25 protein-coding genes are annotated in these 23330 nt (G+C 32.8%); 18 read left to right on the forward strand and 7 right to left on the reverse strand.

Annotated elements, in window-relative coordinates:
* The first annotated feature begins 346 nt into the window (after positions 1-346).
* The 6 genes from dnaG to CAB05_RS05805 all read left to right on the forward strand — a co-directional run bounded on the left by dnaG (position 347) and on the right by CAB05_RS05805 (position 6493).
* Complete coding sequence (dnaG, locus tag CAB05_RS05780) at positions 347-2155, forward strand: DNA primase (protein ID WP_087998882.1); 1809 nt, start codon at positions 347-349, stop codon at positions 2153-2155.
* 29 nt (positions 2156-2184) lie between these two features.
* A complete protein-coding gene (rpoD, locus tag CAB05_RS05785; RefSeq protein WP_087998883.1) occupies positions 2185-3303 on the forward strand; it encodes an RNA polymerase sigma factor RpoD in 1119 nt (372 codons plus the stop codon).
* 194 nt (positions 3304-3497) lie between these two features.
* On the forward strand, positions 3498-4034 hold the full coding sequence (locus CAB05_RS05790; RefSeq protein WP_087998884.1) for a hypothetical protein: 537 nt from the start codon (positions 3498-3500) through the stop codon (positions 4032-4034).
* Positions 4035-4195: 161 nt separating this feature from the next.
* Positions 4196-4552, forward strand: coding sequence for a cytochrome c550 (cccA, locus tag CAB05_RS05795; protein ID WP_087998885.1), 357 nt, complete (start codon positions 4196-4198; stop codon positions 4550-4552).
* A gap of 118 nt (positions 4553-4670) precedes the next feature.
* A complete protein-coding gene (locus CAB05_RS05800; protein ID WP_087998886.1) occupies positions 4671-5378 on the forward strand; it encodes a tRNA (adenine(22)-N(1))-methyltransferase in 708 nt (235 codons plus the stop codon).
* Complete coding sequence (locus CAB05_RS05805; RefSeq protein ID WP_087998887.1) at positions 5375-6493, forward strand: Nif3-like dinuclear metal center hexameric protein; 1119 nt, start codon at positions 5375-5377, stop codon at positions 6491-6493. The genes CAB05_RS05800 and CAB05_RS05805 overlap by 4 nt, the downstream gene beginning before the upstream one ends.
* Positions 6494-6526: 33 nt before the next feature.
* On the opposite strand, the gene CAB05_RS05810 is transcribed toward CAB05_RS05805, so the two are convergent.
* Both CAB05_RS05810 and vrrA read right to left on the reverse strand, forming a co-directional pair.
* Positions 6527-7471 carry a 4-hydroxy-3-methylbut-2-enyl diphosphate reductase gene (locus CAB05_RS05810; RefSeq protein WP_087998888.1) on the reverse strand — a complete coding sequence of 315 codons (945 nt, stop codon included), beginning with the start codon at positions 7469-7471 and terminating at the stop codon, positions 6527-6529.
* Between the two features lie 83 nt (positions 7472-7554).
* On the reverse strand, positions 7555-8322 hold the full coding sequence (gene vrrA, locus CAB05_RS05815) for a VrrA/YqfQ family protein (RefSeq protein ID WP_087998889.1): 768 nt from the start codon (positions 8320-8322) through the stop codon (positions 7555-7557).
* A gap of 229 nt (positions 8323-8551) precedes the next feature.
* Here vrrA and CAB05_RS05820 point away from each other — a divergent pair, with 229 nt between their 5' ends.
* From CAB05_RS05820 to CAB05_RS05835, 4 genes are all read left to right on the forward strand, one after another.
* Positions 8552-9859, forward strand: a complete 1308-nt coding sequence (locus CAB05_RS05820; protein WP_087998890.1) for a DEAD/DEAH box helicase — start codon at positions 8552-8554, stop codon at positions 9857-9859.
* 583 nt (positions 9860-10442) lie between these two features.
* Positions 10443-11336, forward strand: coding sequence for a deoxyribonuclease IV (locus CAB05_RS05825; protein ID WP_087998891.1), 894 nt, complete (start codon positions 10443-10445; stop codon positions 11334-11336).
* Between the two features lie 171 nt (positions 11337-11507).
* Positions 11508-11846, forward strand: coding sequence for a hypothetical protein (locus CAB05_RS05830; protein WP_087998892.1), 339 nt, complete (start codon positions 11508-11510; stop codon positions 11844-11846).
* Positions 11847-12061: 215 nt separating this feature from the next.
* Positions 12062-12322: a hypothetical protein gene (locus tag CAB05_RS05835; protein ID WP_142283054.1), complete on the forward strand. Its 261-nt coding sequence runs from the start codon at positions 12062-12064 to the stop codon at positions 12320-12322.
* A 119-nt stretch (positions 12323-12441) separates the two neighbouring features.
* Here the strand turns inward: CAB05_RS05835 and CAB05_RS05840 are convergent, their stop codons facing one another.
* The 3 genes from CAB05_RS05840 to CAB05_RS05850 all read right to left on the reverse strand — a co-directional run bounded on the left by CAB05_RS05840 (position 12442) and on the right by CAB05_RS05850 (position 14034).
* On the reverse strand, positions 12442-12741 hold the full coding sequence (locus CAB05_RS05840) for a hypothetical protein (RefSeq protein WP_087998894.1): 300 nt from the start codon (positions 12739-12741) through the stop codon (positions 12442-12444).
* A 111-nt stretch (positions 12742-12852) separates the two neighbouring features.
* A complete protein-coding gene (locus CAB05_RS05845) occupies positions 12853-13104 on the reverse strand; it encodes a DUF2624 domain-containing protein (protein WP_087998895.1) in 252 nt (83 codons plus the stop codon).
* Between the two features lie 141 nt (positions 13105-13245).
* Positions 13246-14034, reverse strand: a complete 789-nt coding sequence (locus CAB05_RS05850; protein WP_087998896.1) for a YitT family protein — start codon at positions 14032-14034, stop codon at positions 13246-13248.
* 404 nt (positions 14035-14438) lie between these two features.
* Between CAB05_RS05850 and CAB05_RS05855 the strand changes: the two genes are divergently transcribed.
* Genes CAB05_RS05855 through CAB05_RS05865 form a run of 3 tightly spaced genes read left to right on the forward strand, consistent with a single transcriptional unit; the run spans position 14439 to position 16482 of the window.
* Complete coding sequence (locus CAB05_RS05855) at positions 14439-15215, forward strand: metal ABC transporter ATP-binding protein (protein WP_087998897.1); 777 nt, start codon at positions 14439-14441, stop codon at positions 15213-15215.
* Positions 15216-15218: 3 nt separating this feature from the next.
* Positions 15219-16049 (forward strand): metal ABC transporter permease, encoded by an 831-nt coding sequence (locus tag CAB05_RS05860; RefSeq protein WP_087998898.1) that lies wholly within the window; start codon positions 15219-15221, stop codon positions 16047-16049.
* A gap of 13 nt (positions 16050-16062) precedes the next feature.
* Positions 16063-16482 (forward strand): Fur family transcriptional regulator, encoded by a 420-nt coding sequence (locus tag CAB05_RS05865; RefSeq protein ID WP_087998899.1) that lies wholly within the window; start codon positions 16063-16065, stop codon positions 16480-16482.
* Between the two features lie 215 nt (positions 16483-16697).
* Here the strand turns inward: CAB05_RS05865 and CAB05_RS05870 are convergent, their stop codons facing one another.
* Positions 16698-17114 (reverse strand): VOC family protein, encoded by a 417-nt coding sequence (locus CAB05_RS05870; protein WP_087998900.1) that lies wholly within the window; start codon positions 17112-17114, stop codon positions 16698-16700.
* A 278-nt stretch (positions 17115-17392) separates the two neighbouring features.
* Between CAB05_RS05870 and CAB05_RS05875 the strand changes: the two genes are divergently transcribed.
* The 3 genes from CAB05_RS05875 (at position 17393) to CAB05_RS05885 (ending at position 19096) form a co-directional block, all read left to right on the forward strand.
* Positions 17393-17848, forward strand: coding sequence for a hypothetical protein (locus CAB05_RS05875; protein ID WP_087998901.1), 456 nt, complete (start codon positions 17393-17395; stop codon positions 17846-17848).
* Between the two features lie 219 nt (positions 17849-18067).
* On the forward strand, positions 18068-18538 hold the full coding sequence (locus tag CAB05_RS05880; protein WP_087998902.1) for a CarD family transcriptional regulator: 471 nt from the start codon (positions 18068-18070) through the stop codon (positions 18536-18538).
* Between the two features lie 174 nt (positions 18539-18712).
* Positions 18713-19096, forward strand: a complete 384-nt coding sequence (locus CAB05_RS05885) for a hypothetical protein (RefSeq protein ID WP_087998903.1) — start codon at positions 18713-18715, stop codon at positions 19094-19096.
* Between the two features lie 271 nt (positions 19097-19367).
* Here CAB05_RS05885 and CAB05_RS05890 read toward each other — a convergent pair whose 3' ends face one another.
* Positions 19368-19580 (reverse strand): hypothetical protein, encoded by a 213-nt coding sequence (locus CAB05_RS05890; RefSeq protein WP_087998904.1) that lies wholly within the window; start codon positions 19578-19580, stop codon positions 19368-19370.
* A 155-nt stretch (positions 19581-19735) separates the two neighbouring features.
* Here CAB05_RS05890 and CAB05_RS05895 point away from each other — a divergent pair, with 155 nt between their 5' ends.
* Positions 19736-21145 carry a SpoVR family protein gene (locus CAB05_RS05895; RefSeq protein ID WP_087998905.1) on the forward strand — a complete coding sequence of 470 codons (1410 nt, stop codon included), beginning with the start codon at positions 19736-19738 and terminating at the stop codon, positions 21143-21145.
* Positions 21146-21574: 429 nt separating this feature from the next.
* Positions 21575-23200, forward strand: a complete 1626-nt coding sequence (locus tag CAB05_RS05900) for a M20/M25/M40 family metallo-hydrolase (protein ID WP_087998906.1) — start codon at positions 21575-21577, stop codon at positions 23198-23200.
* Positions 23201-23330: the final 130 nt, after the last annotated feature.

Consider the following 23330-nt stretch of genomic DNA (forward strand, 5'->3'; position numbering starts at 1 on the left):
TTTAACTTTTTATACTTACGAATAAACTATGAATATGTGCTTCCTAGTTTATCGAAAGAAGGAAATAAAACTACATAAATCGATACATGTTTTGAAGGAATTAGCAAAGACATGTAGAAATTAATCATAAGCAATAAATAAATAGGGTTTTATATAAACCAGAACTAGCAGTTGAATGCAATGCTTATGAACTACTGTAGCGCCTCTTTTTCAGACAATTAATAATACATATAAGACTTGAAATGATCAAATGATTTTTTAAGAAAAAAATATGAAAAAAATATTGTCGAAACTTGAAGGAATACAGCGAGTTTTATCGAATAAAATAGTATATGGAGCTGTCAATATGGGAAACAGAATTCCCGATGAACTTATTGAGCAAGTTCGTGAGTCAGTAGACATAGTTGATGTAGTGAGTGAATATGTTCCTTTAAAAAAACAAGGAAGAAATTACTTTGGACTTTGTCCATTTCATGGAGAAAGCACACCATCTTTTTCAGTATCACCTGAAAAGCAGATTTTTCATTGTTTTGGTTGCGGTGCTGGTGGGAATTCAATTTCCTTTATTATGCAGCTTGAAGGTTTAAACTTTCAAGAATCTGTACAACAACTTGCACAGAAGGCAAATATCACTCTACCAACAGATGCGATTGACACTGTGAAAAATCCACAATCTACTGAGCAAGCGATCATGCATGAAGCTCATGAGTTTGTCAAAAAGTACTATCATCATCTATTAGTTAATACAGCAGAAGGTAAAGAAGCGTTAGACTACCTTATTAACAGAGGCATTTCTAAAGAAGAAATAAAACATTTTGAACTTGGTGTTGCACTTGATTCTTGGGATGCTGTTACAAAGGTATTAGAGAAACGTGGATATTCCATGTCAATCATGGAAAAAGCCGGTCTTGTTGTTCGTAACGAGCGTGATGGGAACTATTATGATCGATTTAGAAATCGATTAATTTTTCCTATTCATAATCATCAAGGTAAGATTGTTGCATTTAGCGGAAGAATTATGGGTGAAGGTTCACCAAAATATTTGAATAGTCCGGAATCATCAATCTTCCATAAAGGGAAATTATTATATCATTTCTATCAAGCTAAAAACGTGATGCGTAAGCAAAACAGAGCAGTTTTAATGGAAGGCTTTGCCGATGTTATCTCTGCATATAAAGCTGGCGTCAATGACGCTGTTGCTACAATGGGTACTTCTTTAACAGAGGATCAAGCAAAAGTGTTAAAAACTACTGTAGATCAAATTATCATATGCTACGATTCAGATCAGGCTGGTATAAACGCGACCGAAAAAGCAGCAAATATTCTTCAAAAAGAAGGTTTTACAATAAAGGTTGCACAAATGCCAGATGGCTTAGATCCTGATGAGTACATAAGACAATTTGGACCTGAAAAATTTAACTCCTCTATTATTGAAGCTAGTGTATCATTAATGAGTTTTAAAATGCAATATCATCGAAAAGGAAAAAATCTCCTAGATGAAACTGTTAAATTTCAATATATTAAAGAAATGCTTCAGGAAATTGCAAAATTAAGTCAACTCATTGAACAAGATTATTACTTAAATCAACTCTCAAAAGAGTTTTCTATCTCAATTGAAGTGCTTAAGAAGGAATTTGGACAATATAGTAATCAGGCAAATCGTATAACAAATGTAACAGAAGTAAAAACTGATATCAAACGAGATATATCTTCTAAAACACTTTTACCTGCACATGTAAGAGCAGAACAAACACTCTTAGCACACATGTTAAATAGCAGAGATGTGACCGAGAAGGTTAGACAGCAATATCAGGGTCTATTCTACAATAATGATTATTCCGAGATTATAATCCATCTTTATGCTTATTATGAAGAGGGCAATGAGTCTAATATTAGTAAATTTATGAATTACCTTCCTTCAAAAAGGTTACTTGAAGTAGTTTCAAAAATTGTCAATTTACAGATAGCACCTGAACTAACAGAGCGAGAGTTAAAGGATTATTTAGATGCATTAAACAACTATGATAAGCAACAACGTATACGTGAAAAAGAAATAGACTTGAAAAAAGCTGAACGTGAAGGAGATTTCGTAAAAGCTGCGACAATCCTCCAACAAATTACTCAGCTCCGGTCTAGTATGAAATATGTTAAATGATTCGCGAACTTTTCGAAGGAGGGGAACAAATGGCTGATAAATCGGCTCGTTCTAAAGATACGGAAACAGAAGTAACACTCGATCAAGTAAAAGCATTATTAATTGAAAATAGTAAAAAACGTGGTGTAATTACATATGAAGAAATTGCTGATCGTTTAAATGGTTTTGAAATAGATTCAGATCAATTAGAAGAATTTTACGAACAATTAGGTGAACAAGGAATTGATATTGTCGGTGATGCTGACGATGAGCCTAGAGGTGCTCAGTTAGAAAAAGAAGAAGAATTCGACTTAAATGATTTAAGTGTTCCTCCTGGTGTTAAAATTAACGATCCGGTGCGTATGTACTTAAAAGAAATTGGTCGAGTTGACTTACTTTCTGGACAAGATGAAATCAATTTAGCAAAACGTATTGAAGAAGGCGATGAAGAAGCAAAACGCCGCTTAGCTGAAGCAAACTTACGTTTAGTAGTAAGTATTGCAAAACGTTACGTAGGACGTGGAATGCTATTCTTAGACCTAATTCAAGAAGGAAATATGGGATTAATAAAAGCTGTAGAAAAATTTGATTACCGTAAAGGTTACAAATTTAGTACATATGCTACTTGGTGGATTCGTCAAGCGATTACTCGTGCAATTGCTGACCAAGCAAGAACAATCCGTATTCCAGTACATATGGTTGAAACAATTAATAAATTAATCCGAGTTCAGCGTCAATTACTTCAAGATTTAGGTCGTGAGCCATCTCCTGAAGAAATTGGAGAAGAAATGGATTTACCACCAGAAAAAGTAAGAGAAATTTTAAAAATTGCTCAAGAGCCTGTATCACTTGAAACACCAATTGGTGAAGAAGACGATTCACATTTAGGTGATTTCATTGAAGACTCAGAAGCTACTTCTCCGGCTGAACATGCTGCTTATGAGATGTTAAAAGAACAGCTAGAAGATGTACTTGATACATTAACTGACCGTGAAGAAAACGTACTTCGTTTACGATTTGGTTTAGATGATGGCCGTACTCGCACTTTAGAAGAAGTTGGTAAAGTGTTTGGTGTAACACGTGAACGTATCCGCCAAATTGAAGCGAAAGCACTTCGTAAGTTGCGTCATCCAAGTCGTAGTAAACGATTAAAAGACTTCTTAGAATAGAATATTATAGAAAAGTTTATCCATTTTTGGATAGACTTTTTTTATTTTCAATTGAATTAATTAGGCATAATGGCTTATGAAGAAATTTGTCAAAACCAATCGAATGACCATACTCAAATTCCAATAAAAGTGATATTCTAATAACAAAGTGTGATTTTTCAGAATTTTTTCGAGAAATCATTGGAGGATGCAATATGGATCAGCAACGAAAACAAATTATCATAAAAGAAATAAAGTTCTGGAAAGAAAATCGTATGTTACCAGAGCAATATTGTGATTATTTATTAAGTATTTATACTGAAGGTGAATTAAGGGATAATTCTCTAGTTTTTGGTTATCATAAATTATGGGCACTCTTAGGAGTTTTACCTTTATTAATGATTCCATTTGTCACCTATCTCCTTTATTTTACAGAATTGTCTTTAAATTTGCAAATACTCATTTTCCTATCTGTTTTTCTTTTTTTAGGCATTAATGCAGTACTTTTGACATCAAAGCAGCTTATTTGGAGACATATTACTTATCTCGTCATTGCAATTATTTTTTTAGAACTAATAGTAGAAGGGGTAGGAAGCTTTATCAATTTGTCTGCAATGGTAATGGGGAGCATATTATTTGTAAATTGTACCCTGTGGATTGTAATTGGTTTCTTAAAAAAACTTACGTATTTCATTTATTCAGGGGTGAGCTTAATCATTTTATCAATCGCATATATTCTCTATATAATGTAATTCTTAAGAGTGGTATGGGTTTAAGTAAAATGTAATCGGTTAACTATTTTTAAAATTATCCAATATAATACTTTTTTTATTGTTTTTAATCGTATACAATAATAATGTTATAGTAATTAAATACTTTTTATTTTTTAAGGGGTTACATAAGGGGGATCATAATGAAACGAAATCCATTAATTCCTTTTGCTTTAATTGCAGCACTAGGAATCGCAGTAATGCTAATTATCTCATTAAAAGGGGCAAAACAAGCTGATGAGATAGCTAATGGTGGTAAGAAGGAAGAGCAAACTGCTTCTACTAAACCAGATGAAATATACGCTCAAACTTGTGTCAGCTGTCATGGTGACCAATTACAAGGTGCAGTTGGACCTAACTTAACAAAGGTTGGCGCTAAATACTCTGAAGAAGAGATTAAAGCAATCTTACAAAATGGTAAAGAAGGCGGCATGCCAGCAGGTTTAGTATCAGGTGCACAATTAGATGCAGTTTCAAAATGGTTATCTGAGAAAAAATAATCATATTAAATGACCTTTTCTATATGGAGAGGTCATTTTTATTTGTTCAATATTAGGATTCTTACATGAATTAGTGTAAAATATTGTCATGAAAATAATATGAAATGGTGATTTTGTTATGAATGAAGTAAATTTATCAATGAGATTAAAAAGAGTTTTTGATTATATCCCAGAAGGTACTAGATTGGCTGATATCGGTTCGGATCATGCTTACTTACCTTGTTATGCTGTTTTAAATAAAAGATGTACATCGGCGATTGTAGGTGAAATAACAGAAGGTCCATTTAATTCAGCTCGTTCAACGATTCGTCAAAGTGGTTTAGAAGGTATTGTTGAAGCTAGAATGGGAGATGGATTGGAAGTTTTAAAACCGAATGAAGTAGACGTTATTACGATTGCTGGAATGGGTGGTTCACTAATTGCAAGTATACTTGAAAAAGGGAAAGAGAAGCTTCAAGGTGTAGAAACCCTAGTGTTGCAACCAAATATCGGTGCTTATCAAATTAGAAATTGGTTAGATCAAGAAGGGTATTCATTAATTAAAGAAGACATTTTAGAAGAAGATACGAAAATATATGAAATTTTGGTTGCCTCGAAATCAAGTACATATAAACCTTATTCAGATTCAAAGAATAAAGAAATGTTTATCGGACCGCATTTGATGCACGACCAAAATGACGCTTTTAAGAAAAGATGGAATCACGAGCTTAAAAACTTTGAACGAATTCTTATACAATTACAATCAGCAAAACAAACAGAAGAATCTATTCAAAAAATAAATGAAATAAAACAAAAAATTGAATGGATAAATGAGGTGCTCGCATGAAATCTGTGAATGGTTATCAATTGGTTCAACAGTTTGAAGTGCTTTTTCCAAAACATCTTGCTGAAGAAGGGGACCCAAATGGTCTTCAAATTGGTACATTATCGAATCAAGTAAAAAAAGCATTAATTGCGCTAGATGTTACAAAGGAAGTTGTAGAAGAAGCAATTTCAATTGGAGCGAATTTGATCATCGCACACCATCCAATTATTTATCGCCCATTAAAGAAAATTGTTACTGATGGTGAAGCAGGTAAAATCATCGAATTATGCATTAAACATGATATAGCTGTTTTTGCTGCTCACACAAATGTTGATATTGCAGAAGTTGGCGTTAGTGATTTCCTAGCAGAGGCATTGCAGTTAGAAAATACCCGAGTACTTGCACCTACGTATGTAGAAAAATTAGTGAAGTTAGTCGTTTTTGTACCCAAATCGCATGCTGAGGTTGTTCGCAATACAATTTGTGAAGCAGGAGCAGGGCATATAGGGAATTATAGTCACTGTACGTTTAATGCGGAAGGTACGGGAACATTTTTACCATTAGCAGACACAAAACCTTTTATTGGTCAACAAGGTCAACTAGAGCAGGTAGAGGAAGTCAGAATAGAGACAATAGTTCCTGAATCAATTCTGAAAAAGGTTATGAAAGCAATGTTAAATGCTCATCCTTATGAGGAAGTAGCCTACGATACAATTCCTTTATTAAATGAAGGTAAAACATTTGGTATTGGAAGAATAGGTACTTTAAAGGAAGAATGTACTTTAGAAGAATTTGCTCATTATGTTAAAGAGAAATTGGATTTAAAAGGTGTTCGTGTTGTCGGTAAATTAGGTGATAAAATCAAGAAGGTTGCAATCGTTGGTGGAGACGGTAATAAATTTGCGTTCCATGCCAAACGACATGGTGCAGATGTCTATGTAAGTGGAGATATTTATTATCATGTAGCGCAAGATTGGAAGATGGAAAATTTAAATATCGTAGACGCAGGTCACAATATTGAAAAAGTGATGAAAGATGGCGTCAAAAAATTATTAGATAAGAAACTAATTGAAAATAATCTAAAATGTGAAATTGTTGCTTCAAAAATAAATACTGATCCATTTGTATTCATTTAAAGAAAAAACTCGCCCGGAAAAGGCGAGTTTTTATTATTCTTTTATTCTTACTTTTGGAAGAATACGACTTAACTCTACATTAGAAGTAATGTCCCATGTGCTTTCATCTTTTGGGTCATAACGTTCTAAGAAGGCAATGACTTCGCGTGTAATTGGTGTTGGAGTTGATGCGCCAGAAGTGACAGCGACTGTTTCAATACCATCTAACCAACTTAATTGAAGCTCAGTTAAATCTGAAATACGATAAGCTTTTGTACCTGCTATTTCATGAGAAACTTGTGCAAGACGATTTGAGTTATTACTCATAGGGTCACCTACGACTATTGTTAAATCGGCTTCCCCAGCACGGTCAGCAATTGCTTCTTGGCGTACTTGCGTTGCCATGCAGATTTCTTTATGAACATGAGCAGTTGGATATTTCTTAATTGCATATTGAATTAAGTCGACAACATCCCATTGACTCATAGTCGTTTGATTCGTGATGATGATTTTATCAGTAGGAATAGACAACTCGTCAATATCTGATTTGTTTTGAATTAAGTGAACGATATCTGGAGCAATACCAACAGCACCCTCTGGCTCGGGATGCCCTTTTTTACCGATATAAATAAAGTGATATCCTTCAGCCATTCTATCTTTAATTAAATCATGTGTTTTTGTTACGTCAGGACATGTTGCATCAATTGTTGTAAGTCCTTTTTTTATTGCTCTGGACTTTACCTCTGGAGAGACACCATGTGCTGTAAAAATGACAGTTCCTTTATCAATTTTATCAAGTATATCTAAACGACTTGGTCCGTCTAATGTGATGATTCCTTCTTCTTCAAATGCATCTGTGACATGTTTATTATGAACGATCATACCAAGAATATAAATTGGTCTAGGTAATGATGGATCCTTTGCAGCATTTCTAGCGATTACCATTGCATCTACAACTCCGTAGCAATAGCCTCGTGGGGTAACTTTTATAACTTTCATGGAGTAGCCCCTCCTTTATTATATTGTTGTACATTTTTTATTATAAAGGAGGGAGATAGAACTATACAAAGGAAAATGTCTATTTACATAAACAATTTTGGTTTTGGAGAATCATTTAAGACACTACTTTCTTGAATTTGTATCAATTCACTATCGTCATTCATGATTGTTTTTTTTCTACTTCTTTTCTCTTTTGTTGGCGTTTGGACACTATTTTCGCTTTTAGCAGCTTTTTTTGTATCGCTTGGATCATCAGTATTTACTTCTTTAAAAATCTTATATAAAGATGGTAGGTTTTTTACAATTGGTCCGTATTGTTGAATCATTGGTGTAACTTGTTGAGCTGTTTGAACAGCTCTTTGCATATTGCCAATTATCCCAGTAATAGATGTGTCGCCGCCCAACACTCGAGATAAAAATCCTGTGCTACCACTTTCTTGTCTATCTGGTGGTTGCCCTGTCATCGGATATTGACTCTGAGCTGGTTGTTGTTGAAACATGCTGCTATTATGCGACTGAATAACAGGTTGATTTTGAAATGGCACAGATTGTAATAATTTATTTTGATTTACATATTGCTGATAAGCATTTAATTGAGGTTGGGCTGTTGATGGTTGCTGAAAATATCCTTGGTTTTGAGGGTGGGACTGTTGCCCTCCTTGGAAATAGTTTTGTTGAAATTGGTGTTGTTGTGGTGGTTGTTGAAAATTTGGATATTGTTGATATTGCGGTCTCATACCGTATGGATTTTGCATATTAGGGTAAGGCTGATGATAGCCATTAAAAGAATTCGGTCCGTACATGTTTTGCCCCTGTTGATTTTTTTTCTTGAATTTATCAAGTAATCCCATTTCTAACAAACCTCCTTTCAAAAAAGCATTTTATTACTTAGGCTATGCACTACTTTAAAAATGGTTAGTATAGGACAGTCTAAAAAATAAAATGATAATAAATAAGAAGATTAAAGAAAAATTAGCTATTCCACTTGAAACTATTGTATAATAGATAATTGTAGCTATTTCGAACTAGGAAATTGTTTCCTATATAACAAAGAAAGTCCAAATTAAGAAGGTGAATTATATGGCAGTATCATTTAAAGATTATCAATTAAAACCATTTATAATGGAAGCAATAGAAAAGAAACATTTTACAGGCCCGACAGAAATTCAACAAAAGATTATTCCACAAGTAAAAACTGGACGTAGTATTATCGGACAATCACAAACAGGATCTGGTAAAACACACGCATATTTAATTCCAACAATTAATACACTTGACCCATCAATTGATCAGGTACAATTAGTTATCACAGCTCCAACGCGTGAATTGGCAACACAAATTTATAAAGATATTCAATCTATTATTGAATGTTGTCCAGAAGATGCTCAATTAACTGCAAAGAATTTTGTAGGTGGAACAGATTACAAGCGTACGGTTGAAAAATTAAAGAAACAACCACACATTGTCGTTGGTACAACAGGTCGTATTAAAGATCTAGTTAATGATAATGTACTATTAGTGCATACATCTAAGTACTTAGTAGTAGATGAAGCGGATTTAATGCTAGATATGGGATTTATCCATGACGTTGACCAAGTTGCATCAAAAATGCCTAAGAATTTACAAATGTTAGTATTTTCAGCAACAATCCCTGAAAAGCTAAAACCATTTATGAAAAAATACATGGATAATCCAGAGCATATTCATATTAACCCGAAACAACTATCTGCTCAACAAATTGAGCACATTATCGTTCCTAGTCGTCATAAAGACAAAGTGAGAATGGCAAAAGACATCTTAAATAGCTACCAACCTTATTTAGCTATTATTTTTACGAACACAAAGAAAAAAGCTGAAGAAGTTGCATCTCAATTATCATCATATGGGCTTAAGGTCGGCCAAATTCATGGAGATTTAAGTCCACGTGAACGTAAAAAAATGATGAAGCAAATTCAAGACTTAGAATTCCAATATATTGTCGCAACTGACTTAGCATCTCGTGGAATTGATATTGAAGGAGTAAGTCATGTTATTAACATCGAATTACCTTCAGACTTAGATTTCTATGTACACCGTGTAGGACGTACTGGCCGTGCAAACTACTCAGGAACAGCCATTACAATTTACGACCAAGAAGATGAACAGGCACTAGACAAACTTCAAGATCGCGGCATTTCTTTCGAACATCGCGAACTAAAAAATGGCGACTGGGTTGAACTAGGACCACGTGCAAAACGTAAACTACGCAAAAAAACAGACCGTACCTTAGACGCTGTTGCAACAAAAGCCATCAAAAAACCATCAAAAGTAAAACCAGGCTACAAACGCAAACTAAACGAACAACGCGAAACATTCAAACAACGAGTAAAAAAGAAAACTAGTAGGTAACAAGAAAAGTGGAACAAGCGCGTTTAGCTCTGAGAGGAATATCTCCATCAATCTGAAGAAGTGGTGGTCTTCCACTTCAAAGATTAATGGAATATTACCGAAGAGCTAGCTTGTGGAACTAGACATTAAGAAAAGCGGAGGCGACTGTCCAGCTCCGACAAGCATAAGACGAGGACCGGTAAAGGTTGGTCTTTAACCTTTATTGGGCATTGGCTTATGACTCGAGGAGTTAGGAGCCGGAGCTAGACAACAAGAAAAGCGGAGGCGACTGCTTAGCTCCGACAAGCATAAGACGAGGACCGGTAAAGGTTGGTCTTTAACCTTTATTGGGCATTGGCTTATGACTCGAGGAGTTAGGAGCCGGAGCTAGACAACAAGAAAAGCGGAGGCGACTGTTCAGCTCCGACAAGCATAAGACAAGTCCCAAGAAACTGAACTTTGACTCTTGCCGAGATAAACAAGTCACCGAAAACTGAAATAGACTATATGAATGAAGAGAGGCTCGATAAAAGCCTCTCTTTTTTCATTTTTGAATCATCGTGTTACAATGGAATGTATGAAGAAAAGCTAGGAGTGGACAAGTATGTTACGTATTGGATCTCATGTTTCAATGAGCGGAAAAAAGATGTTTTTAGCAGCAAGTGAAGAAGCAGCAAGTTATGGTGCGAATACTTTTATGGTATACACAGGAGCACCTCAAAATACAAGACGTAAAAAAATCGAGGATTTAAATATTGAAGCAGGATTAAAGCATATGGCTGAAAATGGAATTGCAGATATTGTTGTACATGCACCATATATTATTAATATTGGTAATACAACAAACCCGGCAACTTATGAACTTGGTGTTGAGTTCCTACAAAAAGAAATTGATCGAACTGCCGCATTAGGTGCCAAACAAATTGTTTTACACCCAGGTGCTCATGTAGGTGCTGGAGAAGATGCAGGTATCGAGCGAATTATACAAGGTTTAAATGAGGTGTTAACGGCTGATACACCGGTTCAGATCGCCCTTGAAACGATGGCAGGGAAAGGTTCAGAATGTGGTAAATCATTTGAAGAGATTGCAAGAATTATGGAAGGGGTACACTTTAGCGATAAATTATCTGTTTGTTTCGATACATGCCATATTAATGACGCAGGTTATGATATCGTAAATGATTTTGATGGTGTTCTTCAACAATTTGACCAGTTAGTGGGTATTGATAAATTAAAAGTACTTCACATTAATGACAGTAAAAACCCGGCAGGTAGCAGAAAAGACCGACATGAGAATATTGGCTTTGGTACAATTGGGTTTGATGCATTAAGTTATATAGTTCATCATCCTCAGCTGACAGAAATTCCAAAAATCCTTGAGACTCCATATGTAGGTGAAGATAAAAATAGTAAAGTAGCTCCTTATAAATTGGAAATTGAAATGTTAAGAAATAAGGAATTTAATGAAAATCTAATTCAACAACTTTTAAATTCATAATAACTAGCCCCAACTTTTTAAGCTGGGGCTTTTTTTGTGTTCTTTAAAATTTAAATTAATGAATGATTACATATAAAAGATATAATCAATCGGTAAATGTAGTATATAAATAATATGAAGATAAGTTCAAATATGAAAATGAGGCAAAACATAGAACAAGGAGTGAAGACTTTGGAATTGAAAAATCCATACGTATTCCTTGGAAAAATCAAGCATATGAGTTCATTCGATGAAATCGCCTTATTTATTACTGAGGAAAAAAACAAACATATTAGAAACATCAAGCGAATTCGTTTCCTGTTATATTCGACAAGTGTCATATTTTTAACATCTTCTATGATTGCTATCGGAAATCATAGAATTGGATGGTCAATTTTCTTATTTAGTTCAACTTTCCTTTCATTACCATTTTTATATATTGTGAATAAAAACAATCAGATCAATCGATTTGAATATGTATTGAAAGAAATAAAAAACGAAGAATTGAATCGAAATAGATATAAAAAATAACAAGAAACTTTTAGCTATTGACACATAGTCATCCAAAATAGGGTGACTATTTTTCTATAAAAGAATAAATTTCTTAAATGTTCCCATTAAAAGAGATATCAAACTTTAGGGAATCAAAACCGAATCTATTTGATTTAGAGAATAGATTTTGGTTATCTAAACCTTTTATTTTGCATATGAATAGGACAAGCATACTAATAAATAGGGGTGTAATGGTGAAAAGAAAATATTTATTTATATTAGTAGGGATTATTTGTATCAGTCTATGTTGTATTTCATTGAATCTATTTATTAATAAGAACGGACAAAAAATTGGAAACTTAGATAATGGAAAATTAGTTAAGCAAATTAAGCTGGACAGTAAGCATAAAATCGTAACTGTTCCAATGCCAAATAATGATAGCGGCAAATTTATTGTCAATAAAATGCCTACTAAATTTGGACAAGTAGTAATTCAAAATTTAACTACCAAGTAAGCAAATGTGAGTTCTTATAATTTATACTAGGTTCATTCATGATGAAATCTATTAATGTGTGGCTGACATTTTTGAAAAAGACAAAAAAACATAAGACCTGGGTCTTATGTTTTTACTATTTATAGCTCTGTTTCAATGATTTTCTTTAATTTACTATCTAAATGTGAGGCAATAATTTTTCCATCTTTTATCCTTTTAACCGTTACTACATTATTTATATGCTCTTCGTTTTGATTATCTAAAAATAATAATTTAATATAAACTACATGTGCTTTGTCACGTTCAATTAAACTACTTGCAATTGATAAGGCTAGGTCATGACTTAAATCATCCAAATGAAAAGCATGATTGTATTTGACCTCATCTTGTGTGTTCTTATCTAAATAAATAATCTCATAATGTAGTTCATGCAAATCCATCTTAATCCCTCTCATTTCGTTTTGAAATTAAATTGATGTAAGAGAATTATATGAGATACGAAATGAGTAGAGTTGTTAATTAGAGGTTTTTAATCAACATATAAACTTTGCTTAAGTTAACTTTTGAAAAATCGAATCAATCTGCTGAGCCGTTTGAGGTGAAGTGACATTCGCAATTTGTGCTAGTAATTGTTTTCTTTGGGTAAGGTCATATATATTTACATTTTTACCATTTAATAAAGAAGCGACTTTAATCGCTTGATCTGGCGTAATTGATACTTGGTATTGCTGACTTAATTTTAATAATTCTTTCGGTGTAATACTATTAACTTTTTTATTAATGAGTGTCTGAATAATATTCATCATGATCCTCCTCTAGGTTGGTGTTATATTCATCTATTCATATTATGAGGAGAATCTCTATTTAATGAACTCAGAATTTGATTTTAGTAGCTCTTAAAATAGAAAAAAGCTTGAATTCGTAATGAACTCAAGCTTTTTTGATTAGTGAATTGCTTTCTTTTTAAATTTCCCGCCTTTAACGTCAGCAATATTACCAATTGCCACAAAAGCATTTTCATCAAAATCTTCTACAATTGATTTTAATTTTGCTTCTTCTAATCGTGAAATGACTGTGAAAATAATTTTTTTATCTTCACCCATAAAACCACCTTCACCGTGGAAATATGTTACGCCACGACCTAGACGGGCATTTAAAGCATCGCCAATTTCTTTATCATAATCACTAATAATCCATACTGACTTAGTATCTTGGAAACCTTCAATCGTAAGATCAATCGTCTTAAATGCTACGTAATAGGCAATTAGTGAGTACATTGCATTGTCCCATCCAAAAACGAAACCTGCACTACCAAGGATGAATACGTTAAATGCCATGACTACTTCTCCGATAGAAAATGGAGTAGATTTTGATAAAAGAATACCGATGATTTCAGTACCATCTAGTGAACCGCCATAACGGATTACTAAACCAACACCGATACCTAACCCAAGACCACCAAATAAAGAAGCTAACAATGGATCTGCTGTTAAATGAGGAATGTCTTTAAATAAAGATGTAAATACTGATAACAAACTAATTCCAAATAATGTTGAAATTGCAAATGTTTTACCTATTTGTTTATATCCTACTAATACAAAAGGTAAATTTAAGATGAATAGAAAAATACCGAGATTAATCGAAGTAATATGAGAGAGGATCAAAGAGATACCTACAATTCCACCATCAATAATTTCAGTTGGAATAAAAAATGCTTTTAAGCAGACTGCCATTAAAGCAGCTCCTAATGTAATGAAAAACCCCCGTTTAAAAATCTTGAAATTTGAAAGCCTTCGATGTGTGACTGCGTTCAAAAAACCACCTCTTTATCTATAGTTTTATAGATTAATTGTAACATATGTATTTTTTGTCACAAAATGAAAAGCCTTATAAATAAAGGTTTTTTTGAAGAAATATTGAAATATACTTAACTTTTTAAGGCATATTTTTAATGAAAATCTAATGAAAAAAGTTCAATTTATACCTTTGGATAAGTTCAAAAAAACCGTCAAAAAAGAGTACAAAAGAAAGAAGGAAAAATGCGAATGTTTCTTTGTTTACAAATAGGGTGGAATCTCTTATACTAAGAAATTGAACTACAAAACGTAATTATTCCTAAATAGATGAAGGTGTATAAATGAGTCAAAATATCATAAAAATAGAAGATTTATCTTATAGTTATGATCGTCAAAATGTTTTAAAAGATATAAATCTTCTAGTGAAAAAAGGAGACTTCTTAGGGTTAGTTGGTCCAAATGGGAGTGGGAAGTCCACTTTACTTAAATGTATTCTTGGAATCCAGCAGCCTAATCAAGGGAGCATAGAATTGTTTGGAACTGATATTCGTAAAATGAAGAATTGGGAAAAGATTGGTTATGTCTCTCAAAAGGCGAATAGCTTTAATTCGGGATTTCCTGCATCTGTATTTGAAGTCGTTTCACTAGGGCTAGTAAAAAAGCTAGGACTGTTTAATGGATTTAAAAACTCAGATAAACAAAAAGTTACTGAAGCATTAAAATCTGTAGGGATGAATGAATTTGCAAATCGAAATATTGGTGAACTTTCTGGTGGGCAACAACAGCGTGTTTTTATCGCAAGAGCTTTAGTAAGTAATCCTGAATTACTTATTCTAGATGAACCTACTGTTGGGGTTGATGCGGAAAATGTAGAGAGCTTCTATGAATTACTAAGTGATTTAAATACCAAATTAGGTATTACATTATTATTAGTCTCTCACGATATTGGTATTATTACTGATAAAGTTTCACATGTTGCCTGCTTAAATAAAAAACTTCATTTCCACGGAAGCAGAGAAAAATTTAAGGATGCTACTGAGAAAGATCTATCGATTTTGTATGGTCATTCAGTACATCTACTATCTCATAACCACGAACATGAAGAGGGGGAGAGATAGCTTATGATGGATTTTTTTCAATATGATTTTCTACGTAATACATTACTAACAGGTATGATTATAGGAATTATGGCTCCATTACTTGGGGTGTTTGTTGTGTTTAGAAGATTATCATTAATTTCAGATGCGTTAAGCCATGTGACACTATCAGGCGTTGCAGCAAGCTTATTACTAGAAAAGTATTTCTTTTCAAGTGGATTTATGAGTCCATTATTTATGGGGATGACATTTTCAGTCGCAGGTGCATTTTTAATTGAAAAATTAAGAAGTGTTTATAGACATTATCAAGAACTTGCTATTCCGATCATTCTTTCCGGTGGTATGGGATTAGGTGTAATCTTAATTTCGTTAGCAAATGGGTTTAATACGGATTTATTTAGTTTCTTATTTGGAAGTGTAAGTGCAGTCTCTGGGCAAGATTTAATGACTGTCGTAATCATTGCAATATTTGTTGTCATTTCAATTATCGTACTGTATAAAGAATTGTTCTTATTATCATTTGATGAAGAATACGCTGTTGCATCGGGTATAAATGCAAAATGGATTCACTATTTATTTATTTTATTAGTAGCCTTAGTCGTTTCTGTTTCAATGAGAGTTGTAGGGGTCTTATTAGTTTCTTCACTTATGACATTACCCGTTGCAGCAAGCATTCGTATTTCAAAAGGATTTAAACAAACAATCATCTATTCCATTATTTTTGGAGAACTTTCGGTTGTTGCGGGAATATTCCTTTCTTATTTTTTAAATTTAGCGCCGGGTGGTACAATTGTGATCCTGCAAATCCTTATTCTTATTTTAACGTTAGGTTGGAAGAAATTAAGAACGAGATAAAGGTAGTGATTAAATGAAATTAGCAGATGCATCAAAATTATTAAAAGATCGAGGCTATAAAAATACTCCTAAACGATATGATATGCTTGAATATATTTTTAGACAAAATAAATATGTAACGGCAAGAGATATTCAACTCGCATTAAAAGATAAATACAAAGGACTCAGCTTTGATACAATTTATCGTAATTTAACCACTTTTGTAGATGTAGATGTAGTGGAAGTAACTGAATTGGACGGGGAGAAGCGATTTAGATCAAAATGCGCTTCAGCTGAGCATCACCATCATTTTATCTGTTTAGACTGTGGAAATACGAAAAGTATTCATGGTTGTCCGATGGAGAATATCCCTGTTGATTTACCAGGTTATAAAGTACAAAGCCATAAATTTGAAATTTATGGACTATGTCCGGATTGTAATGTAAATTTATAAATTGAATTTCCATTGATTTAACTTTATTGTAAGAAAAAAATAAAACAATATATATATATAAAGAAAATAGCCTCGTCTAATGATTTATAAGACAAAGCTATTTTCTTTTTTTGTATGTAAGGTATAATACTTGTTTAATAAAATGGGATACATAAAAAGATGGAAAAATTGATTCATGACGCTAATAAAACAAAGGAATCAATTCCTTGTGGGAATTATTGATTACCTTCTGTGAAAACTTGGAATAATACACCAAATTTGTCTACAACTTTTCCATATGCAGGACTAAATCCAGTATCTTGAAGTGGTAATTCTACTTGCCCACCTTTAGATAAACCTTCAAAAATATGTCTTGATTTTTCGATGTCATTTGTAGAAATACAGATTGTAACTTGGTTACCCGTTTGATGAGGATATCCTGGGTATGTATCAGATAACATTAGATTTGATTCTCCAATTTGAATACAAGCGTGCATAATCAGGTTCTTTGAATTAGCATTTTCGGGTGTATCAGCAAAATCTCCATAAGTTTGACTGAATAGAATTTGAGCGTCTAATGTTTCTTCGTAAAACTTTATTGCTTCTTGTGCATTACCATCCATAATTAAATAAGGGATTAATTTAACTGTCATTTTATTTTGCTCCTCGAATATCAATTTTTTTATTTAGCCTACCTGTTTACCTGAACCCGATTTCTCATCAAATTACTATCCACAAAATCATTATAAAACCAGAACGCACGTTTGTAAATAATGATTGTTCATTTACTTATCGACAAAACATAAGAACTTTTGTTCTTGTCGAAATCACACCTATCAATCCTAAAGGAGAAATTCATCAATTGTTGAATAGTATGGTTTAAGGCGAAAAGTTTTTAAGGAATATACTTTGCCTAGGAGGATGGGGGTTAATGGATAAACTTAAAAAATATAGAAGATATGTATTACTTTTATTTTGTATTATTTTTCTTTCTTATATTGGCCTATTCTCTGATCCACTTCCTAATGTATTTCAAAAAATAAGTGCAGGTACTTTTTTTATCAGCTTAATCCTTTGTCTAGTGATTGTCACAATGGGTGTTATAGAATTTAGCCAAAAAATAGGAAAACTTGCATATTTCCTTGTAATCATTAGCATACTAGGGGCGATCTTTGCCTTTTCAATTCATACCATTGATTTAATTGAACTCATTGCATTATACACGTACTATATAAGTTTGTTAGCGAGTCTAATTGCTGGTGTCGTTGCGATCGTAAAGGAAGAAAAAGGGTTAGCAAAATTATCAGGTTTTATTTTGTTATTATGTATCGGCATGATTATTGTATGTACTTATATTGCGTATAATATTAGTAACGGTGGATTCTAAATAATACTGAATTGTGAAGAAAACATTCAAAGGACATTATCTTTTAGTCAAGGTAATGTTTTTATTTTTGTTTAAAGTTGTTCAAAGGAAAACGTTTATTTTATAAAAAACAAAAAAGTTATTGACAAAAATAGTTTTGTTTTGATAAAATAATTAATTTGACAAATTTTAAATTCGTGTTATGCTTGAAAGAGTTGTTATTTATGGGGGTGTAGTATATTGTTTGAAATTGGCGATAATATTGTTTATCCAATGCAAGGAGCAGGTGTTATTGAATCCATTATTGAAAAAGAAATTCAAGGTGATGTACAACAATATTTTGTCATCAGATTGCTGATTAAGAAGATGGAAGTAATGATTCCAATTTCTAGAATGGATCAATCAAAAATCCGTTTAGTAGTAAATTCACAAACGCTTGAGGATGTATTACAAATTTTTCATAATGGACGATCTGATTTATCTCTTCCATATAAAGAAAGATTTAAAATGAATACTGAGAAAATGAGAACTGGTAGTATTAAAGATGGCGCAGAGGTTGTACGAGATTTAATGCGAATAGATAAAGAAAAATCACTCAACTCAAGTGAAAAGCAAATGTTAGGAAACGCTAAGAAAATCTTGATCAGTGAACTTGAGTTAATTAAAGGAATTACTGAAACTCAAGCAAAAGAATTGTTATTACAAAATTAATGAATTCAATTAAAATAATGATAATCTAAAATATACTTTTCCTCGAATTAACTATACATTTTGTACCTCTTTTACATCTCAAAAATGATTCAAAAATATATCCAATAACGAAACAAAACCTGCAAACGTAATAGAAATAATTAATTAAAATCAAAATTTAAGGTGGGATTGTTATTGAATATTCAAGTATACATTCACAATAATGGTAATCTATTAAAGAAAGATAAAGATCATAATATCAGGCTGTCGTCTGAAAGTCATAAAAAACTATTTAAAGCATTTGGGTTAAATCATAATCACTATAAAAAACATGCTGTATATCAACATTTAAAAGATAATTATACATGGATACTTCTTGCTGGAGGAGAAAACCCAACTGCCAAACAAGATCAAGATGGAACCAATAAAGATGATGACAATCCAGAAATGGATGGTGTACAACAATCATTTTTATACGAAGATCTAGTCGATAAAAGACTTCACGAAAAAACATTTTTAATTGAAGAACTAGCCTTTAATGAAGGGCATAATATTTATCGTATTACAGAAGTAGATTGAGTCAAATAAATATTTATTCAAAACTTTACTTTCTTAAAAAGTAAGGTTTTTTTTGTTTAGTGTATTTTGTAAATATTATTGCTTTTGAAAGCAAAGAGTAGTCAAGATTTTGATTGAAGGTGATTGACTCCTATGGGAGAAGAGGAACAGGTGAGACCCCACAGGAAGTGGATATGCATGCCTTTTTAGAGTAGGCTCAGCGCACGCCCAATGGAAATCAAATTATCATTTGTTAGATAGCAACAAATTAAAGAAACAAAAAAACATCCAATTAATTGGATGCATATTTCAATATACCGCTTAGAAAAATTGCTTGCTCTAACTGTTTACATTCTTTTAATTTAATAAATCCTTCTTGTTCTAATTCTTTGGCGTATTCTTGAATTTTCATTTTTTCATCCTGCAAGGAATAATCAATACTGATTGAAAAAAAATTACCTCTAGTAGCATTTCGAAGGTTTTTCAATAGAATCATTTTGCTCATTTATACATCTCCCTTCTGCAATACTTAATTCGACATAAAGAAGCTGTTTACCTCTATCAGAACAAATAAAACAAAAGGATTCAATTTATTTTTGCGTAGCATATATTGACAAAATTTTTCATACATTGGCTATACACAAGGTAGGAGGAAAAATAATGGAATCAAGCAATTTTCGTGCACTGGAATATGCAATAGATGAAATTACTGAAATAGCAAATGGTTTTGGATTAGATTATTTTCCAATGAGGTATGAAATTTGCCCTGCTGATATTATTTATACATTTGGTGCCTATGGTATGCCGACAAGGTTTACTCATTGGAGTTTTGGAAAACAGTATTACAAAATGAAGCTACAATATGATTTTGGACTAAGTAAAATTTATGAACTAGTTATTAATTCGAATCCATGTTTTGCTTTCTTACTAGATACAAACAGTCTGATCCAAAACAAATTAATTGTAGCTCATGTACTAGCACATAGCGACTTTTTTAAAAATAATGTTCGGTTTAGTAATACGAGACGAGATATGGTCGAGAGTATGGCGGCAACTGCTGAGCGAATAAACGAATATGAGCATAAGTTTGGGAAAAAAATAGTTGAGCATTTCATTGATGCGGTCCTTGCTATACAAGAACATATTGACCCCTCGATTATTAGGAATCAATTGCCGTGGACACTGCAGGATGAAGATGAAAAGTTGCCCCAACGAATTGGTCCTTACGATGATTTATGGAAATTAGATGAAAAGAAAAATAGTAATGTTCAAATTAAACCAAGTAAAAAGAAATTCCCGCCTAAACCTGAAAAAGATCTTTTGCTTTTTATTCAACATTTCAGTCGAGAATTAGAAGAATGGCAAAGAGATATATTGACGATGTTACGAGAAGAAATGCTCTATTTTTGGGCGCAATTAGAAACGAAAATTATGAATGAGGGATGGGCGAGTCTGTGGCATCAACGCATTTTAAGAGAACTAGATTTAACATCTGGTGAATCAATTGAATTTGCAAAATTGAATGCTAGCGTTGTGCAGCCCACAAAAACCAGAATAAATCCATATTACTTTGGATTAAAAATGTTTGAAGATATAGAAGAACGATATAATAATCCGACCGAAGAAATGAAAAAAAATGGAGTAAAAATTGGTTCTGGATCTGAAAAAATTTTCGAAGTACGTGAAATAGAATCGGACACTAGTTTCATTAGAAACTATATAACAAAAGAGTTTGTTATGAGAGAAGATATGTACTTGTTTAAAAGAGATGGGAAAGATTATAAAATTAGTGATAAAAGTTGGGATAAAGTACGTGATCAGCTAGTGAACATGCGTACGAATGGTGGGTATCCATACATTACAGTGGACGATGGTGACTATTTGAAGAATGGTGAATTATATTTAAAGCATGGATATGAGGATATTGAACTTGAAGTGAAATATTTAGAAAAGGTATTACCATATATTTTCCAATTATGGGGAAGGCCAATCCATTTTGAGACGAAAATGGATGGTAAAGAAGTTTTATTTAGTTATGACGGGAAGAGTGTGTACAAAAAAAATCTGTAAACCACCTATTGATAGGTGGTTTTTTAATTCGTAATAAAACATCATGAGAAGAGGGTTTTTACATACAAGTCTAGAAAATAAAACTATATTAACTGAACATTAAAATATAAAAGAAGTCAGTTGATATGACAGTTTCTTTTGTCGATTATATTTCTATTCAAATGATTTTATAGAATGGCTCTGTAATATTAATTGTTGATTTTAGCTAAATACATTAAGAGTATGAAAAGAGAAGAGAATAGCTGATTCGAGAGTAATTGGAATGGGAGATGCGGGAAACTCGAGACCCCGGAGGCTCGCCGAGGAGGCTCAGGGTCACGCATCATGGAAAGCGAAGTACCTGGAATGGAAATCAACATTTTTTTTAACAGAGCCAATTAAATAAAAGAATCGGACACTAATTGCATCATCATAATAGGGGGAAATGTAATGAATAACTTAAAATGGGGTACTCCTGAGGACTTGAAAAATTTACTAATTAAACTAGTAAGCTGGAAGAGTATGACTTTGACTGAAGGTGAGCGACAATTTTCATTTAAGCTTCAAGAAGAGTTATTTGAATTGGATTATTTTCAAAAATATCCAGAGTATCTGTCCCTTCATGACACTGATTTAGGGCGAAAATATGTAACGGCTCTGTATAAACATCCCGAAGCAAAGGAAACGATTTGTTTAATCAGTCATTTTGATACTGTAAACACTGAAGAGTATGGTGATTTTGAAGCGTTGGCAACCGAACCGGAAGAATTAACTAAGGTATTTGCCAAGCAGTTAAATGAATTTACCGAAGAGGTACAAAAGGATTTATTGTCTGGTGAATATTTATTTGGTCGAGGAACAATGGATATGAAAATGGGACTAGCAATGCATATGAGTCTCGTTGAGAAAGCGACAGTAGAAAATTGGCCGATTAACTTGCTTCTTCTGACTGTTCCAGATGAGGAAGTGAATTCTGCTGGAATGCGATCTGCTGTAACAACTCTTCATTCAATGAAAGAGGAATACGGCATAAAATATAAGTTATTTTTAAATGGAGAACCTGTATTTTCACAAGAACCAGGTGATCCAAAGTATTATATATATTCAGGAACAATTGGAAAAATCATGCCTGCTGCTCTTTTTTATGGAAAGGAAACTCATGCTGGTGAACCACTTAGTGGCTTAACTTCACCATATATTGCATCATTTTTAACAAAAAAAATGGAGTGGAATATGAAATTTCAAGAAACTTCCTTTGGTGAACACACACCATTGCCAGTTACGTTACAGCAAAAAGATTTGAAATTAGAATATTCTACGCAAACACCATATAGGACAGCTGCACTTTACAATGTATTTTTAATGAAGCGAAATGCTGCTGAAATTATGGATCTGTTTGAGCAAATTTCAATCGAAGCAGCTAATGAATGTAATGAAGAATATAGGAAAGTATGTAAAATACATAATGTAAATCCGATTGGTAAAGTAAGTGTAACAAGATATAGTGAGTTACTAACTTATGCCACAAATAAGTATGGTACTGAGTATGTTGAGAAAATAAAAAAAGAAGTTCAAAGTCGTGACGATTGGGATGACCGTGAGAGATCTTTCCGGATTGCCGACAAATTGATGATTCAATGTCAAGAACTCGCACCGACAATGATCATTTTATTTGCTCCACCATATTATCCAGCAGTAAATTCTACTGGAAATGAACTGGTTGAACAGTGTATTGATTTTGTAACTGAAAAAGCATTAGTAAAATGTGATCTAACAGTAAAAAGAATTCACTATTTTAATGGTATTTGTGATTTGAGCTATGTAAATTATTCAGATACAAATGAAGGCTGGACTTCATTTGAGGTGAATACACCTGTATGGGGTGATTCCTATACTTTACCTTTTGACATCATGAAGAATTTGGATGCACCAGTTTTAAATATTGGACCATTCGGTAAAGATGCACATAAACGTACAGAGCGGGTACATATGAAAAGCGCTTTTGTAGAAGTACCAATGATAGTTGAAGAAATGATTTGTAAAATTAGTAAAGAGTTATCACACCAAAATGATTAAAATTGTAGTAAGAATCATATAATGTTCTAAATGTGAAAGTTGGTGTTACGTTGAACAAGAGACTATTAGTGAGTATGATCATCATTGCGATACTTTTAATCTATGTCTGCTATTCTAATATCTCTTACGT

Origin of the sequence: Gottfriedia solisilvae, from assembly GCF_002128405.1 — a bacterium.
Taxonomy (GTDB): domain Bacteria; phylum Bacillota; class Bacilli; order Bacillales; family Bacillaceae_G; genus Gottfriedia; species Gottfriedia solisilvae.